The 16,946-nt window shown below is 69.8% G+C and carries 13 protein-coding genes; 7 read left to right on the top strand and 6 right to left on the bottom strand.

Translation table 11 applies throughout. The annotated features are described in order from the left end of the window. The first annotated feature begins 365 nt into the window (after window positions 1-365). From WMF36_RS30235 to speD, 4 genes are all read left to right on the top strand, one after another. Complete coding sequence (locus WMF36_RS30235; protein ID WP_437574232.1) at window positions 366-740, top strand: response regulator; 375 nt, start codon at window positions 366-368, stop codon at window positions 738-740. Then, entirely contained in the window at window positions 737-1,783 is a 1,047-nt protein-coding gene (locus tag WMF36_RS30240; RefSeq protein ID WP_437574233.1) for a response regulator transcription factor, read from the top strand. The genes WMF36_RS30235 and WMF36_RS30240 overlap by 4 nt, the downstream gene beginning before the upstream one ends. 101 nt (window positions 1,784-1,884) lie before the next feature. Continuing rightward, the gene (locus WMF36_RS30245) at window positions 1,885-5,535 is read left to right on the top strand and encodes a hybrid sensor histidine kinase/response regulator (protein ID WP_437574234.1); all 3,651 of its coding nucleotides are present in this window, start codon (window positions 1,885-1,887) and stop codon (window positions 5,533-5,535) included. Window positions 5,536-5,647: 112 nt separating this feature from the next. Next, window positions 5,648-6,007: an S-adenosylmethionine decarboxylase gene (speD, locus tag WMF36_RS30250; RefSeq protein ID WP_437574235.1), complete on the top strand. Its 360-nt coding sequence runs from the start codon at window positions 5,648-5,650 to the stop codon at window positions 6,005-6,007. 52 nt (window positions 6,008-6,059) lie between these two features. On the opposite strand, the gene WMF36_RS30255 is transcribed toward speD, so the two are convergent. Further along, entirely contained in the window at window positions 6,060-7,484 is a 1,425-nt protein-coding gene (locus tag WMF36_RS30255) for a peptide MFS transporter (RefSeq protein ID WP_437574236.1), read from the bottom strand. 462 nt (window positions 7,485-7,946) lie between these two features. On the opposite strand from WMF36_RS30255, the gene WMF36_RS30260 reads away from it, so the two are divergent. Then, entirely contained in the window at window positions 7,947-9,080 is a 1,134-nt protein-coding gene (locus WMF36_RS30260) for a hypothetical protein (protein ID WP_437574237.1), read from the top strand. Between the two features lie 315 nt (window positions 9,081-9,395). Further along, window positions 9,396-10,508, top strand: a complete 1,113-nt coding sequence (locus WMF36_RS30265) for a proteinase inhibitor (protein ID WP_437574238.1) — start codon at window positions 9,396-9,398, stop codon at window positions 10,506-10,508. Between the two features lie 2 nt (window positions 10,509-10,510). On the opposite strand, the gene WMF36_RS30270 is transcribed toward WMF36_RS30265, so the two are convergent. Next, window positions 10,511-10,660: a hypothetical protein gene (locus WMF36_RS30270; RefSeq protein ID WP_437574239.1), complete on the bottom strand. Its 150-nt coding sequence runs from the start codon at window positions 10,658-10,660 to the stop codon at window positions 10,511-10,513. Continuing rightward, window positions 10,653-11,246: an RNA polymerase sigma factor gene (locus tag WMF36_RS30275; RefSeq protein ID WP_437574240.1), complete on the bottom strand. Its 594-nt coding sequence runs from the start codon at window positions 11,244-11,246 to the stop codon at window positions 10,653-10,655. The genes WMF36_RS30270 and WMF36_RS30275 overlap by 8 nt, the downstream gene beginning before the upstream one ends. 315 nt (window positions 11,247-11,561) lie before the next feature. Between WMF36_RS30275 and WMF36_RS30280 the strand changes: the two genes are divergently transcribed. Then, a complete protein-coding gene (locus WMF36_RS30280) occupies window positions 11,562-12,905 on the top strand; it encodes an endo-1,4-beta-xylanase (protein WP_437574241.1) in 1,344 nt (447 codons plus the stop codon). Window positions 12,906-13,023: 118 nt separating this feature from the next. Here WMF36_RS30280 and WMF36_RS30285 read toward each other — a convergent pair whose 3' ends face one another. From WMF36_RS30285 to WMF36_RS30295, 3 genes are all read right to left on the bottom strand, one after another. After that, on the bottom strand, window positions 13,024-13,602 hold the full coding sequence (locus tag WMF36_RS30285; RefSeq protein WP_437574242.1) for an HdeD family acid-resistance protein: 579 nt from the start codon (window positions 13,600-13,602) through the stop codon (window positions 13,024-13,026). A 585-nt stretch (window positions 13,603-14,187) separates the two neighbouring features. Beyond that, complete coding sequence (locus WMF36_RS30290) at window positions 14,188-15,579, bottom strand: hypothetical protein (RefSeq protein ID WP_437574243.1); 1,392 nt, start codon at window positions 15,577-15,579, stop codon at window positions 14,188-14,190. A gap of 89 nt (window positions 15,580-15,668) precedes the next feature. Continuing rightward, on the bottom strand, window positions 15,669-16,778 hold the full coding sequence (locus WMF36_RS30295; RefSeq protein ID WP_437574244.1) for a multiheme c-type cytochrome: 1,110 nt from the start codon (window positions 16,776-16,778) through the stop codon (window positions 15,669-15,671). Window positions 16,779-16,946 lie beyond the last annotated feature (168 nt).

Consider the following 16,946-nt stretch of genomic DNA (forward strand, 5'->3'; position numbering starts at 1 on the left):
CTCGCGGCCGCGCCGCTCTCCCCGTCACCGCTTTACACGTGCTGGACACAACGCAGCTCCCCCGTCAGGGAGAGGCGCCGACCGAAGACACCCGCTCTCGGAGAAGCACCTTCGTGGCGGAGCAAACACCGATTTTTATGGACCCTCAAAAACCGATACCGTAACGTACGAGACATCGACTCGACGAAGGCGGCGCAGACGGGGGACACGTCCGCTCGGGAGCTCTTGAAGGCGGAATAGCGGCCTGCCGACGCGGCGCTCGCGGGCAGCGCGGGGCGCCGCCTCCGGCGCGTGTCGGCGTGACGGCGGCCGCGTTCGTCATCGGGCGGGGCGCTGCGGGATCTTGCTTTCAAGGGGGCCACTTCATGACCACCATTCTCCTCGTCGAAGACAACGAGATGAACCGTGACATGTTATCGCGACGCCTGCTTCGCCGTGGATACGCCGTGGTGACCGCCGTGGACGGCGAGTCGGGGGTGGAGATGGCGCGGACCAAGCGGCCACAGCTGATCCTCATGGACGTCGGTTTGCCCAACATCGACGGCCTCGAGGCCACCCGTCGGCTCAAGGGAGACACGCGCACCAGGGACATTCCCATCATCGTCCTCACCGCCCACGCGATGACCCGCGACAGAGAGCAGGCCATCGAGGCGGGAGGCGACGACTACGACATCAAGCCCGTCGAGATCGAGCGCCTCGACGCGAAGATCCAGACGCTGCTCGGCCGGGAGTCGCCGTGAAGCGCCCGGCCGATCCCCTCGCCGGGCGCGGCGCCGCGACGGGCGACAGGCCTGGCCGACAGGAGCTCTGGAGATCGCTCGTCGCGCACCTCCGCCACGAGCTCCACACGTCGCTCACCGCGATCGTGGGCTACGGCGACCACCTCCTGGAGTGCCTGCCCCTCGACGCGCCGACGAGCACGTTCGACGCGCTCAACGGGCTCCGGGGCATCGGGGCCTTCGTGCTCACCCAGGTCGACGAGCGCATCTCGGAGGAAGCCCTCGGCAGCCGCGACTCGCAGGCGCTGCTCTGCAGCCTGCGTGAGCTCAACGCCGCCACCGAGCCGCACACGAGCAAGATCGAGCCTCTCTGCGCGGAGCTGCTCTCCCGGTTCGAGCGCGAGGAGCGATTCGCGCTGATCCCCATCCTCTGCAGGATCCAGGCGGCGGGGGTGATGCTGCGCAACCTCATCGCGGGGTACTCGCAGAGCGGCCTCCCGAAGGCCCCGTGGCTCGGGCTGCCGCTCGGCCAGGACGAGCCTCCCCCTCCTGCGCTGCTCCCCCAGACCAGGGCCGGGGGCATCGGAGGGCGCCTGCTCATCGTGGACGACAACTCCGTGAACCGCGACATGCTGACCTCGTGCCTCGAGCGGCGGGGGTACGAGGTGGACCAGGCGCCCGGGGGGCGCACGGCGCTGCAGCTCATCCGCGAGAACGACTATGACTTGATCCTGCTCGATCTCGTCATGCCGGACCTGAACGGCCTCGAGGTCCTGGAGAAGCTGAGGGGCGAGGGGCGCCTCGGCTTCGCGCCGGTGGTCCTGCTCTCCGCGTCCGACAAGCTCGGCGACGTGGCGCGCGGCATCGAGTGCGGCGCCGAGGACTACGTGACCAAGCCGTTCAACATGGTCCTGCTCCACGCGCGCATCCGCGCCTGTCTCGAGCTCAAGCGGCTCAGGCAGTGCGAGGAGGCCTATGTCACGCTGCTCCGGGAGCACCGGGCGCGCGCGGAGGAGGCGCAGCGCGCGGCGCGGGGCGCCGCGAACGAGCAGGGCGGGGGCTGAGCGAGGGGGACCGCTCCGGCCGGGGCGCGTCGCGGGGCGATGGTCCGTGAACACAAGTGCGCCTGGCCGCGGCGTGCCGCGGCGGCGCGGAGCGGCAGGCCATGCAGGTCATCCACAACATCGTCAGGGAGAGGCGCGAATACAACAGCTGGGTCGCCAACGAGACCATGGAGGACTACTCCCTCCGCTACGCCCCGAGGTCGTTCCGGAAGTGGTCCCCGGCGCTCCTCGCCAACACGGCGCTCGGCGGCATCTCGTTCCTGGCGCTGGAGGCCATCGGCGGCTCGCTGATCGTCAGTTACGGATTCACGAACTCGCTCTGGGCGATCCTTGTCTGCAGCGCCGTCATCTTCCTCACGGGCCTGCCGATCACCTACTACTCGGCGACCTACAACCTCGACATGGACCTCCTGACGCGAGGCGCCGGGTTCGGTTACATCGGCTCGACGATCACGTCGGTCATCTACGCGTCGTTCACGTTCATCTTCTTCGCCCTCGAGGCCGCCATCATGGCGCAGGCCCTCGAGCTCTACTTCGGGCTGCCGCTCGTGCCCGGGTACCTCGTGTGCTCGGCGGTGATCATCCCGCTCGTGCTCTATGGCGTGACCCTGATCAACAAGTTCCAGCTCTGGACCCAGCCGCTGTGGCTCGTGCTCATGGCGCTGCCGTTCGTCTTCGTGCTCCAGAAGGACCCGGAGGCGCTGTCCGGCTGGACCAGCTTTGCCGGCAGGTCGCCGAGCGGCAACGCGTTCGACCCGCTCCTCTTCGGCCTCGCGGCCAACGTGAGCTTCTCCCTCATCGTGCAGATCGGCGAGCAGGTCGACTACCTGCGGTTCATGCCGGACAGGACGAGATCGAACCGCCGCCTGTGGTGGATCGCGCTGATCCTCGCGGGCCCGGGGTGGATCCTCCTCGGCGGCGCCAAGCAGCTGGCCGGCGCCTTCCTCGCGTCGCTCGCGGTGAGGCAGGGCTCGAGCATGGACGCGGCGCTCCGGCCGGTGGTGATGTACCTGGCCGGCTACGAGCACGTCTTCTCGAACCGGAGCGTGGTCCTCCTCGTGGCGATGGCGTTCGTCGTCGTCTCGCAGCTCAAGATCAACGTGACCAACGCCTATGCCGGGTCGCTCGCGTGGTCGAACTTCTTCTCGCGGCTCACGCACCGCCACCCCGGCCGCGTCGTGTGGCTCGTGTTCAACGTCGCCATCGCGCTCCTCCTCATGATGTTCGGGGTCTTTCAGACCCTCGAGAAGGTGCTCGCGATCTACTCCAGCGTCGCGATCGCGTGGATCGGCGCGATCGTGGCCGACCTCGTCGTCAACAAGCCCCTCGGGCTGAGCCCGCGATACATCGAGTTCAAGCGGGCGCACCTCTACAACGTGAACCCGGTGGGGGTCGGCGCGATGGGCGTGGGCGCCGCGGCGTCCATGCTCTGCTTCGCCGGGGTGTTCGGCCCCGCCGCCGCGGCGTACTCCTCGTTCATCGCGCTCGGCCTCGCGTTCGCGCTGTCCCCCGCCATCGCCTGGCTCACCAAGGGCAAGTATTACATCGCCCGCCACAACACCCATTTCTCGAACGACAAGGACCAGGGTATCGCGCAGTGCTGCGTCTGCGAGCACGGATACGAGCCGCAGGACATGGCGTACTGCCCCGTGTACGAGGGGGCGATCTGCTCGCTCTGCTGCACGCTGGACGCGCGCTGCCACGATGTCTGCAAGACGCCGCGGGCCGGGGTCGACGCGCGCCGGGCGACGGCGCTCCGCGCCTTCGTGGCGGAGCGGCTGTCGGCGCGGCTCTCGTCGCGGCTCCTGCGCTTCGCGCTCGTGTTCCTCGCCATGGCCGGCGTCGTCGGGGCGCTCTTCTGGCTGTTCTACTGGAGCGCTGCCCTGACCCCCGAGGCGCGGCCGGAGGTCCTCGCCGCGTTCATCAAGCTCTATTCGGCGGTGGCGGTCCTCATCGGCGTCGGCGCGTGGTGGCTCGTCCTGTCCTGGGAGAGCCGGGAGCTCGTCGAGGAGGAGCTGGATCGGCAGAACGAGCAGCTGCAGCAGGAGATCGCCCTGCACAAGGAGACGGAGCGGGCGCTGTCCCAGGCGATGGAGAGGGCCGAGGTCGTGAACCGGCAGCTCTCCGAGGCCAAGACGCACGCCGAGGCCATGGCGAGGGCGGCCGAGCGCGCGAACCTGGCGAAGAGCCAGTTCGTCGCCAACATGAGCCACGAGCTGCGGACGCCGCTCAACGCGATCCTGGGCTACAGCGAGATGCTCCAGGAGGACGCGACCGACCTCGGCAACCACGCGTTCGTGTCGGACCTGAAGAAGATCCATCAGGCCGGCACCCACCTCCTCGGCCTCATCAACGACGTCCTCGACATGTCGAAGATCGAGGCGAGCAGGATGGAGCTCCACCCCGAGTCCTTCGACGTCCAGGCCCTGCTCGACGAGGTGACCTCGACCGTGCGCCCGCTGGTCGCGCAGCACCGGAACACGCTCTCGATCCACCGCCCCGACGGCGCGATCACCCTGCACGCCGACCCGCGGAGGACGCGGCAGATCCTCTACAATCTCCTCAGCAACGCGGCGAAGTTCACCGCCGACGGCGCCGTGCGGGTGCGGGTCGCGGTCGAGGGCGGGCCCGGCCGGCCGACGCTGCACCTGCAGATCGAGGACGAGGGCATCGGGATGACGGAGGAGCAGCTGAAGCGGCTGTTCCAGCCGTTCGTCCAGGCCGACTCGTCGACGTCGCGCAGGTACGGCGGCACCGGGCTGGGCCTCATGCTCACGAAGCGGCTTGTCGAGCTCATGGGCGGCGCCATCGACGCGACGAGCGAGCCCGGCAAAGGCTCCACGTTCAGCGTGCGGCTGCCGCTCGCGGCGGCGCCCGACGAGGCCGCTGCGCGGAACGGCGCGGCGGACGGCCACGGACGCGCCGGCGTCGAGGCGTGGACACCGGGTCACGGGGACGTGCAGCGGCTCGTCCTCGTGGTGGATGACGACGCCACGGTGCGCGACCTGCTCAAGCGGCACATCGAGGCGCTCGGCCACCACGTGGCGCTCGCGCCGGGCGGGAAGGAGGGGCTGCGCCTCGCCGGCACGCTGTTTCCCGATGTGATCACGCTCGATCTCCTGATGCCCGAGATGGACGGCTGGCGGGTGCTCTCGGCGCTCAAGTCGACCCCGGCGCTCGCGTCGATCCCCGTGATCGTCATCTCGATCGTCGAGGAGCGGGGCATCGGGTATTCGCTCGGCGCCGCGGACTACATCACGAAGCCGGTGGAGCGCGAGGCCCTGGAGCGCGCCCTCGCGCGCTGCGCGCTCCGGAGCGGGCGCAGCCCGCGCGTCCTGGTGGTCGAGGACGACGCGCCGAGCCGGGAGGTGCTCGAGGGGATGCTGCGCCGGTCGGGCTGCGACGCGCTGTCGGCGGCGAACGGGCGGCTCGCGCTCGATCTCCTGGCCACCGACACGGAGGCTCCGGACGCGGCCATCGTCGATCTGATGATGCCGGAGATGGACGGGTTCGAGCTGATCGAGCGGCTGCGCCTCCACGAGCACTGGCGCCGGATGCCGCTCATCGTGCTCACCGCCAAGGAGCTCACGGACGAGGATCGCGCGCGGCTCCGGATGGGCACGGAGCGGGTGTTCCAGAAGGGCCAGCTCGGCCTCCAGGAGCTGCTGGAGGAGGTCCGTGTCTGCGTCGAGGCCGCGGCGCAGGCCGGCGCCTCCCGGGCGCCAGCGCCGGCCGGAGCGCCCGCGGCGTGAGCTCGCCGGCGCGCCCCCGCGGCTCGGGCCGCTCCGATTCCGGTCCCGCGCCGCCCGGCCTCGGCTATCCTGCCGAGCCAGCGCGGCGCCGCCGCTGCGCGCCCTGCCACCGATGCGGTTGTACGTCGCCCTCGCCCACTTCGAAGGCTGTCCCTTCGACTTCCTGAACAGCCCGACCGCGCTCCGCGGGGTGCTGGAGGCGGCCGTGGCCGCCGGGCCGTTCACCCTGCTCGAGATGGTGGTCGTTCCGTTCTCGCCGCAGGGCATCACCGCGTGCGCGGTCGTCAGCGAGTCGCACGTGGCGCTGCACTCCTGGCCCGAGTCGGGGCGGCTCTTCGTCGACGTCGCCTCGTGCAGCACGCTGGAGAGCGTCCGCCGCGCCGTGGCCGCCATCGAGAGCGCGCTGCCCGCGGGGCGGCTCGCGGTGCTCGACGAGCGGATCGTCGACCCCGGCGGGGCCCGGGCGCCCTGACGCGGCGGCGCCCCCCGTCTCGGGGGCACCGCCGCGCCGGGATCCGCCCGGTTCACTGATTGCCGATGACCCGGCGGAGCGGCTTGTTGAACGCGAACATCGCGGCGCCGGCGCCGATGCCGAGGACGGTGAGCATCAGGAAGAACATGTCCTTCGACCAGCGCTCATAGAAGATGCCGAGGAAGCCGCTCAGCGTGTTGCCGAAGAAGCTCGAGACGAACCACATGCCCATCATCATCGAGACGATGCGCACCGGCGAGACCTTGGTCACGAGCGACAGGCCGATGGGCGACAGGTAGAGCTCGCCGATCGTGAGGAGCAGCGTGCAGAAGAGCGGCCAGAACAGGCTGCCCTTGCCGTCGCCGACGGCCTGCGCGCCGAGGATCATCACGATGAACGACACCCCGAGGAGGGTGCAGCCGATCGCCATCTTGGACACGCTCGTCGGCTCCGTGCCCCGCCTCGCCTGCCAGCGCCAGAAGATGTCGAGGAGCGGGGCGAGCAGGATGATGCAGAGCGGGTTCCACGACTGGAACCACGTCGAGGGGAGCTGGAAGCCGAGGACGCTGGGCCATATCGTCTTCTCGTCGGCCCAGCTCTGCATCGTGTTGCCCTGCTGCTCGTAGACCGCCCAGAAGACGATGTTGAGGGCGCAGAGCGCCACGAGCGCGCCGACGCGCTTCCACTCGTCGCTCGTGAGCGGCTGCTTCTCCTCGCCGGTGCCCTCCGCCGCCTTCATCAGGTTGTCCTTGGCGAGGTACTTCTGCCCCATCAGGTAGACGACGAGCCCAAGGCACATCCCGACGCCCGCGGCGGCGAAGCCGTAGTGCCAGCCGTAGACGGCGGCCAGCGTGCCGCACGCCAGGTTGCTGATGAAGGCGCCGAGGTTGATGCCCATGTAGAAGATGGTGAAGGCGCCGTCGCGGCGCGGATCACCCTTCGGGTACAGGCTGCCGACCTGGGTCGAGATGTTGGGCTTGAACGCGCCGTTACCGAGGATGAGCAGGAGCAGCGCGAGGAAGAACGAGTTCTCCAGCGCCATCACGAAGTGTCCGACGGCCATCAGGACGCCGCCGATCACCACCGTCTTGCGCTGGCCCCACACCCGGTCGGCGAGGATGCCGCCGAAGAACGGGGTGAGGTAGACGAGGCCCGTGTACAGCCCGTAGAGCACGGACGCCTGCTCGCCTGGCGCGCTCGGGAGCAGGCCCCGGATGAACTCCCAGCCGAACACCGAGGCCGGATCGCCATGGACGAGCTCGCACGGCGGCGCGTGCTGTCGGCACCCCTGGTACGCCTCGCGCGCTGTGACGAACAGGTAGTTCGCCATATACAGCTTGAGGAGGCCGCGCATGCCGTAATAGGAAAAGCGCTCCCACATCTCCGCGAAGAAGAGGATCACGAGCCCCGGCGGGTGCTTGAAGCGCCTCTCGAAAGCGGTGACGGGGAGGGCGGGCTCGATTGCTTGCTCGCTCAATGCTGTCTCTCCACGAGCTGGGACCACGCTGCGTGGTCGTCGGGCGATGCAGGGGATCGTGGGGCGTGATGCCCCTCGCAGGCGGATGCTAGACGATCCGCGACGCCCACGTCACGCCCTTGTTGCGCACAGCGTCGAGCCGGGTGAACAGGGTGTTCACGTGGGCGGCCCCGCGGCGCCGTGGCGACAACCCGGCGTTCCAGACCGGCGGGAGGTGCTGGGGTCGCCCTGCGCCGGCAGAGCGGCCGCCGCGCCGGCGGAGAGGCCGCCGCGCTGACGCCGCCCGGCGGGACGGCGGTCGCGGCGACTGGGCAGCGCCGGCCCGCGCTGTCCTCGGTTGTGCCGGGAGCGTCACGGGGGGCCGCGGGATCCGCCCTGGGCGCGTGCTGCCCCTGTCCTCCGGCAGGGGAGATCCACACTCGAGGCTTCCGGTGAGGCGCCGCCGGTCGCAGGTGATTCGTGATGCGAACTCCCCAGCTCCGCTCCGTCCCGAGGGACAGAGCACGTTCGAACAATCTCCTCTGGATCCTGCTCCTCCCTGCCTGCGCCGGGATCGAGCCCTCGCCGCCCGCGGCGTGCGCTCCCGGCGAGGAGCTCTTTCGCGGGCGGTGCGTCCACCCTGCTGCCCGCTACGAGCCTGAAGAGCGCATCGACCGGGACAACGTCGTCGCCTTCGGCGAGCCGCCCACCCGGCTCACGCTGCCGGAGCCGCCGCGCAGCGGCTTCAGGATCATCGCGCCGCCGCGGACCCTCGCGCCCGGCGAGGAGGCGACCTTCTGCCTCTCATGGCCCTTCCCTGCCCTCGTGAACGAGACCGTCCACGCGGCGCGCGTCTACACGACGGCCGGGCTGCACCACAGCAACGTCATCGCCAAGCCGGTCAATCCATCGCTCGGGCCGAACCCGTACCCGGACTGCCATCCTGGCGCCGACGACCCCTTTGGCGCGCTGCCGGTGGTCATCCCGGACGTCCTCTTCGCGAGCTCCACCCAGGTCGTCGGCGACGAGACGCTCGTCTTCCCGGAGGGGATGGGCTTCACCCTCGACACGTCCCGCGAGATCGCGACGAGCGTCCACCTGCTCAACGCGTCGGCCGAGCCCGCGGTCGTCGAGATCGCCTACGACTTCTTCACCATGCCTCTCTCGGAGCGCACGGAAGAGCTCGTGCCGTTCGTCATGAACGTGAACGACTTCCTCGTCCCGCCGCGCGCCACCCGGACCATCGGCGCCGCGTGCTCGACGTTCGGCGGAAACATCGTCTCCCTCATGCCCCACACGCACCGTTACGCCGAGGCCTTCGACGTGGATATCGTCCGCGAGGACGGCGGCGAGGCGCGCGTCTACGAGGGCGGGGCGTTCGACCTGGAGGGCGACATCGAGGTCTACCGGCCGGCGATCGCGCTCGAGGAGGGCGACTCCCTCCGGTACGCGTGCAGGTTCCGGAACACGTCGGACCACGATCTCACCTTCGGCCTCGGCGACAACGAGATGTGCACGCTGTTCGGGTACATGTACCCTCCCGAGAAGCAGCTCGCGGCGATCTCGGTGCGCGACGGAGAGCCCTGTCTCTCGTTCGGCATCGGCGCGTTCCGGTGAGGGGCTGTCGGACCGGCGGGCCGCTGCGCCTCGGCGGAGGGTCTGTCGAGCGTCGGGGATGGAGAGCGTCGAGGGTGGAGAGCTCACGCCGGCCGGCCCGTCACCTCGGGCGCCGGGGTTGCCGAGCTTGCCAGCACCCTGAGCCGCGCCTTCGCCCTCCGTAATGTGATTTGGAACACTTTATCCATCGCAAAAGATTAGACAATCATTGCACATTCATGAACAAACGATACACACCTGAGTGCGCGCCGCGCAGAATAGTGAGCTAAACCACAATCACCCTTCGTTCGAAGGCCACGTTCAGGAGATTCGACCGTGAAGCAAGAGCTCCTCCATTCACCGCACGTGATGCTGGGCGCAGCGCTCCTCGTCTCGGCCCTCGGAGGGCTGGGGGCCTGTCAAGAGACCGAGGGAAAGGCCGCCTCGGGGGCCCCCGAGGCAGCGACCGAGGAGCCCGGCGGCGTGGGCACGGGCGGCGCCGTCTTTCAATGGCCCGAGCAGGCCTGCGTCGACCCGATGGCCGGCGAGCCGGCCGGGCAGAGCGACGGCAAGGTCTGCACGTTCGGCGCGATCTCGGGCTGCACCGAGCCCGGCCGCCTGTTCACCGACTACGCGTCGTGCGAGCCGGTCCTCACGCAGCGCCCGTACTGGCCCGCTCCTCCCTCGGATTACAAGACCCCGAGCGATGATCCACGCCTCTCCGACCCGCAATGGCTCGGCGAGCTCGCCTGGGTCACGGAGCAGACCGAGGCGTGCGGGTGCGTGTGCTGTCACTCGGAGGAGGCCGCGCCGGCCGCGGGGCCGTCGAACTGGTACATCGAGGCCGGGCCGGTCTGGACCGACAGCTTCTATCCGGCGGGCCTCGCGCTGGTCGCCGGCTGGGTCTCCTCGGATGCGCTCGGCGCCTATCCGGCGGACCAGAACAACGGCTTCTCCCGCGACGTCGCCGGCCTGCCCACCACCGACTCGGCGCGTATGGTCGCGTTCTTCGAGGGCGAGCTCCAGCGCCGCGGATTCACGAAGGAGGATTTCGCGGACCAGACCCCGTTCGGCGGGCCCCTCTACCAGCAGAGCCTTTATGCGCCGAGCGAGTGCGCGGCGGGGGAAGGCGTGGACGCCGCAGGCAAGATCACCTGGACCGGCGGCGACGCCCGCTACGTCTATGTCTTATCGGCGGACGCCGAGAACCCGGGCGCCCCGCCCAACCTCGACCTGCCCGAGGGGACGCTCTGGCGGCTCGACGTGCCCTCGAGCGGCGAGCCTGTGAAGAGCGGTATCGCCTACGGCGAGGTTCCACCGGATACGAAGCAGGGCTATCCCGCCGACGGGAGCCCCGAGGAGCTCGTCCCGGGCACGAAATACTACCTGTACGTGTGGGCGGACGTCGCCATCCCGATCACGCGGTGCCTGTTCGAGGTTTCGCCCTGAAGTCAGCCTGGTCGACCGGTGGGTGTGACGCCGAGCGCGATGAGCGTGCGCCGGGTCAGGCCGCTCGGCGGGCTCTCGTCGAGCGCCGCGCGGAGGAGCGTCGTTTGCAGCTCTCTCCCCTTCTGGTCCAGGAGGCGCTCAGGATCACTCATCGCACTCACCTCGGGAATGGCCCCGCGCCTCGATCCGCCTCACGGCGGCCTGGAAGTGCTCGCGCGCGCGGCGAAGGCGGGAGGCGACCGTGCCCGGTGGGAGCTCGAGCATCACGGCGATGGCCGCCATCGTCATCTGCTCCAGCTCGAACAGCACGAAGACGGCGCGCAGATCGAGCGGCATGCTCTCGAGGATGGCGTCGAGCGCCGCGCGGGCGCGTGCGCGATCCACCATCTCCTCGGGATCCGGCGCCGGATCCACGCGCTCGTAGGGCGCGTCCTGGAGGACCTCCCGGCGCCGCCGCTGCGTCCTCCGCGCGTGCCAGGCGATCCGCTGCGCCGTGCAGAACAGGAACGCGGACTCACGGCCGGTCTCGATGACCGAGAGCTTCCGGGTCGCCACGAGGAAGACCTGCTGCACCGCGTCCTCGGCGTCGGCGCGCGGCACGCCGAGCCGCACCAGCGAGCGCCACACGAACTCCGAGTGCTCCGCCACGAGCGCGGCGATTCGCCCCGCCGCCGCCCGGCTCTCGGTCAGAACGGCGGCGGGGAGATCCGTCAGGGCCAGCGCTTCACCACGGCTCACACCTCGTGCAATCTCCGGATCGCGGCCGTCTGATCAGCAAAACGAAAGGCTCGCGCCAACGTGGAGCGCCCGCGTGACCGGGGGCACCTCGTGGATGAGCGGCGCGGGCTCCTCGAACACGAACGAGCGCCGCAGCAGCGGAAATTGCGGTCCACCTTGCGCCTCGACGCGCACGCGGGCGCCGAGCGAGTACAGGGTTACGGTACCTGGCAGGCTCGTGCGCTGGCTGCACGAGCTGCTCGGCTGAAGCGAGGAAGGCCGCACTCGCCTGGCGACCCCCAATTCGGTAGGGTGCGCGCTCGAGGGATGGCACCGATGCACAAGAATTTGATTTCGATTGGGCTGCTCACCTGCTTGCTCTTGTCTTGCGACTCGTCGACGTCGAGTCCGGACGATGCCGCCCCGGACGACGCCACCGGCGCCACCGGCGGCACCGCGAGCACGGTTCAAACGGGAGGAACATCGGCGAGCTCCGTGGGGGGCGCGGGCGGAAGCGACGCTGGAGGCAGCGGTGGGGCGCCGGCCGGTACCAACAGCGGTGGTCAGACGAACGAGGGTGGAAGCGGTGGCACCCCCGACGCTACTTCCGGAGGCACGGGGGGCGCGGAGGACGACCCCAAGAACCTGGCGGAGAAGTACGCGAGCTATTTCCCGATCGGGGCAGCGGTGGATTCGCAGTCGTACATGACGCACGCCGCGCTGCTGAAGACGCACTTCAACAGCATCACCGCCGAGAACGAAATGAAGTTCGAGTCGCTGCAGAGGACCGAAGGCAGCTTCTCCTACGGCCCGGCGGATAGCATCGTGAATTTCGCGGTCGCGAACGGGATGAAGATCCGCGGACACGCCCTGGTCTGGCACAGCCAGAACCCCGCTTGGCTGTTCTCGAACGGCTCTGGCGGCACCGTCTCGAAGCAGACCTTGCTGGCACGCATGAACAGCCACATCAGCAACGTGATGCGTCACTTCCGGGGCAAGGTCTACGCGTGGGACGTCGTGAACGAGGCCATGATGGAGGACGGCACGTACCGCACGGGCAACCTGGCGGATGGCCAGAAGAGCCGCTGGCACGAGATCATCGGCGAGAGCTATATCGCGGAGGCCTTCAAGTCCGCGCACGCAGCCGACCCGGACGCCAAGCTGTTCTACAACGACTTCTACAACTACATCCCCGCCAAGCAGCAGGGCATCTACAACATGCTCAAAGGCTTGCTCGCTCAGGGCGTGCCAGTCCACGGCGTCGGGCTGCAAGCTCACTTCAACGTCGAGCCCTCCACGGTGACCACGAACCAGGCATATTACCAGCACGTGGCCAACCTGGAAGAGGCGATCAAGCTCTACTCGTCGCTCGGCCTGGAGGTGCAGGTCACGGAGCTCGACATCTCGTTGTACATCCCCGGCATGACGTACAACCAGAGCACGTTCTACACGGCCGCGACCTTCACCGACGACCTGAAGGCCAAGCAAGCCGCGCGCTATCGGGAGTTCTTCGAGCTGTTCCGGGAGTACAAGAGCGTGATCACGGGCGTCACCTTCTGGGGCATAGCGGACGACAACACCTGGCTGTCCGAGTTCAGCTCGGGGCGCAAGGACTTCCCCCTGCTCTTCGACGTCAACCACGACCCGAAGCCGGCCTACGACGCCGTGATGGATTTCTGAGCGGTCACGAAGGCGATACGAGCTGACCTGGTGAGACCGGGGGGCGTTCGACCTGCGGAGGGCGACATCGAGGTCGACCGACCGGCGAGCGCGCTCGATGAGGGCGGTCCCCTCCCCCTCAGGTCCCGTGGATCGGACCAGGGCCCTGGCGCAACCTGGCGACGCCGATCCCGCGAAGCCGGATCCCCAGCGCGATCAGGAACACGCCGAACACGAGCGCATACGCCCCGATCCACACGATCATCACGAGCGCGCCGACGCCGGGCGACGCGAACATGAGCACCCCGAGCGCGATGGAGAGCACCCCCGCGAGGCCGAGCAGCCACTCGCCCTCGATGTGATCGCGGAGCCGGATGGCCAGGCCGATCTCGAGCGCGCCCCGGAGGATCGCCCACGCGCCGATCCAGAAGACGAGCGCGACGGCGGTGATACCCGGCAAGAGCAGCGCGATGAGCCCGATGCCGACGCCCACGATGCCCTCGAGGAGCAGCACCCACCAGCGCCGCCGCTCGTCACCACCCCGGACGGCGCCGATGATGCTCGTCACGCCCTCGGCGACGGCATAGACGCCGAAGACCAGGATGAGCGCCTTCAGGCTGATCCGCGGCACGGCGAGCGTGAACGCGCCGAAGAGCACCGCGAACACGCCGCGGATGACGGGCGCCCACCAGTTTCGAACAATGAATTCGGTCATCATCGCATTCTCCAAGAAGGCGCGCCCTCGGGGCGACGTGCATCCTGCGGCGCACCCTCGCGAAGGGGCTGAGCCTGCCGCCCGCCGCCGTAGCGACCTATCTGCCCGCCCGCTCGCTGCCGCTGCATTCCGGTGGATTGACCGCCGGCCCCCTGAAGTGCCCGCCGGCCCGTCGCCCGGCTGCTCTGCTTGCCTTGCTGCGACCTGGAGACCGGCACGTCCTGACCCGCCTGCTGGCGCTGCTGTTCCGCCATGGGAAGGAACCTCCTCTCACCCGCGTGCTCAGCAAGCGCAGTGCCGCGACGCCAGCGTGAAGCAACGCGCTGCACGGCGAGCGGACGCGACGCTTCGTGCTGTGCAAGGCCACGCCGCGTGCGGCGCACAGAGGGCAGAGGCAGCACGGTTTGCCCACCTCCCGGTGAGCGACCCTGCCACGGAGGTGAGCCCGTCTCTCACGGTCCATGGCCCATGGCCCCACGGCGTCGGCGTGCGCGCGTCCGAGCTCGGAGCGAGCGGCACCGGGCGCGTCGGTGCCTCGACCGGCAGGTCGTGAATGCGCAGACGGACGCAGAGAGACCGGACCCGCGCCTACTTCGCCCTCTTCGCCGGCAGCGCGCGCGACCTCGGCCGATACACCCCCGTCGGCGCGTCGTAGCGCCACGTGATCTCCACGGCGCGCTTCGCCTCGCCCTCGCTCTCCGGGAGCACCCGCGTACCGCGGATCCCGAAGCGGTCGAAGCTCGTCGAATGGAACTCCTCGACGTCGTCGGCCCAGGGACGGTTGTCCTCGGAGTGCTCCAGGATATCGGCGTACTCGCCGCTCGGTTTGACGCCGATGACTCGCCAGCTCGCGCTCTCGGCCCAGATGTCCGTCGACGTGTAACGATCGTAGAAGAACACGTGCAGCTCCTTCTTGCGCACCACGAAGCCCGTCGGCGCGCCGGAGGTCTCGATGGTGTCGACGACCTCGCCCTTGCGCAGGATGACGAGCGCGGGCCGCCGCAAGAAGAGCTCGCCGACCTCGATGTCCCCCATCGTGAACAGCGGGCTGTAGAGCCCCTGGTACCCGGGCTCCAGCGCGGTACCGTCCGAGCCTCTCGAATAGCCGATGATCTCGAGCCCGAGCGGGTCTCCCGGCTGGTACGACATGGCGACGCGGCCGATCATCTCCGGCGACTGGAACGCCAGGGCGCGGAGGTTTGCGAAGGGCTCGTAACTCACCGGCTCCGGGACGGCCAGCCAGACCCACGCCTCGTCCGCGGGCGCCGGCGGGCGCGGCGCGTCCGCGGCCCGCGCGAGGAGCCGGATGCCGTCGATCGGCGCCGACGAGGCGCGGGGCAGCGCCGAGGTCGGCAGCGTGGCCTCGATGGTGAGCTTCCCATCGCCGCCCTTCACCGCCGCCTTCGCGCCGTCCACGAGGCGTCGCTCCCCGTCCTCGCCGATCACCGAGAGACCGCCGCGATCCAGCCGGAAGAACCGCTCGAAGCGCGCCTCGTGGCCGGCGGTGAACGCGGCATGCCGTTCCAGGGTTTCATTGCAGTCCTTCTGCACCTCGGCCGGGAGCGGCTCGCCGCCCATGTCCGTTTCGCAGTTGAGCGGCGTCACCCCGCCCCCGCGCTGGAAATAGCCGATGGGCGGCAGCTCCGGGACGCCGAAGCCGATCCCCAGCCAGATCCCGTCCTGCGACCCTTCGTCGAGCTCGGCCGCGAGGGTGACGCCCGCGCTGGAGAGCACCACGACGACGTGCGAAGGCGCATCCAGCGCGCCGGGCGAGGGCGGCGGGCTCTGTCCTTGTGCGGGCCGCGGAGTACGTGGTGGCGACGGGACCAGCGAGCCCCACTCCGTCACGTCGCCATCGAGCGCGAATCGTTCGGGCACGCGTGCCTCGGTCTTCACGCTGACGCGCGGCGAGGGCCGGGGCGCGGCCGCTGGAGGCGCCACGACGGCGGGCGCAGGCAGCGTCGCGGTCTCGGCGCGCATCGTCGCGGGAGGCGGCACGGGCCGACAGGCAGCGACAAAGAGAGGCGCGAGAAGGACGGCCGGCGGGGGACGGGTTCGCATGGGAGACCTCATGGTACTCGAATGGGAGCGGGTCGTCCGGCGAGGCCCGGGCGCGCGCCGAGCGTGCCCGCAGCGAGGACCACCTCGTCCGCGGCCGGATCGATGCCGAAGGCCACGGCCATCGCGGCGCCCATGCGCTGGTAGACCACCTCCCAGCGCACCGCGAGCCCGTCGATGGCCGCCGGGAACACGAGCCGCACGACCCGCGGCGCCCCCGACGCGGGCAGGCGCGTATCGCCGGCCGGAACGCGCTCGATGCCTCCGTCGATCGCGCGCACGGAGAACCGCCGCTCGAGGATCACAGGCGCGGCGGTGGCCACGGTCGTTCCCTCCGCATCCACGGCCGACGCGCGGATCTCGAGCCGGCGGAACATATCGCCCGTGGGGACGGCGTGCCCCGCGGCGATCACGCGCGCGCTCACCTCGATGGCATTCGCGCCGCTGCGCGACGCGCTGGCGTCGATCGCGGAGCGCAGCAGGGCCGGAGACCCGAGCACGGTGAACCGATGATCGCGGTGCGCCCTCCCGGTGCTGCCCTGAACCAGCGGCATGTGGCAATCGCGGCAGGGTCGCGCCGCGAAGCGCCCTGCGCGATGCTCGGCCACGGTGTCCTGCATGGCCGCGCCGGGCGCCTCCGGAAAATCGAACTGATGGCAGCGGGCGCAGGCCTCATCGGTCGAGAGCCGCGCGTCGCCGCGGACCGTGTGCGCGCTGCCACGCGCGTCCCGGCCGTGCGCGGAGACGACCTCTCCGGCCACGAGGTGGCACGTGACGCAAGCGACCCCCACCGCCTGCGCGTCCGCGCCGGGATGGTGGGCCGGATCGGCCTCGGGCGCATGGCAGCCACGGCAGAAGGGCAGCGGCTCGATCGCGTAGGATCGCTGGAAGACGCGATCCGTGAACGCCTGCCGGTGCAGCGAGGCGCGCCATTCGGCCGCGATGTCCTCGTGGCACCCCTCGCAACGCTGGTTCTCTGTGCGCGCGGAGAAGCCCTGCGGCCTCGCCTGTGGCGCGGGGCCCGGCAGGTGCGGCAACGGATCGCCGCGCACACCGGGTGTGGGTACGAACAGCAGCGCCGCGAGCGCCATGACTGCGACACCCGCGATACGCGGCGTCATCAAGTCACCGGAGCCCGTCCGACGCCGCCTGCCCATGTTCGCTCAGGATAGCACTCTCCTGGACGGCCGATGAAGCTTCGTGCAGAGGGCGACTGCCGACGCGAGCGAAGGTGTACCCTGGAGCGCGTTGTCGCGCCGCGGTCGTCATTCCGTCGACGCTGAGCTCGA

Origin of the sequence: Sorangium sp. So ce887 (assembly GCF_051521455.1) — a bacterium.
GTDB lineage: Bacteria > Myxococcota_A > Polyangia > Polyangiales > Polyangiaceae > Sorangium.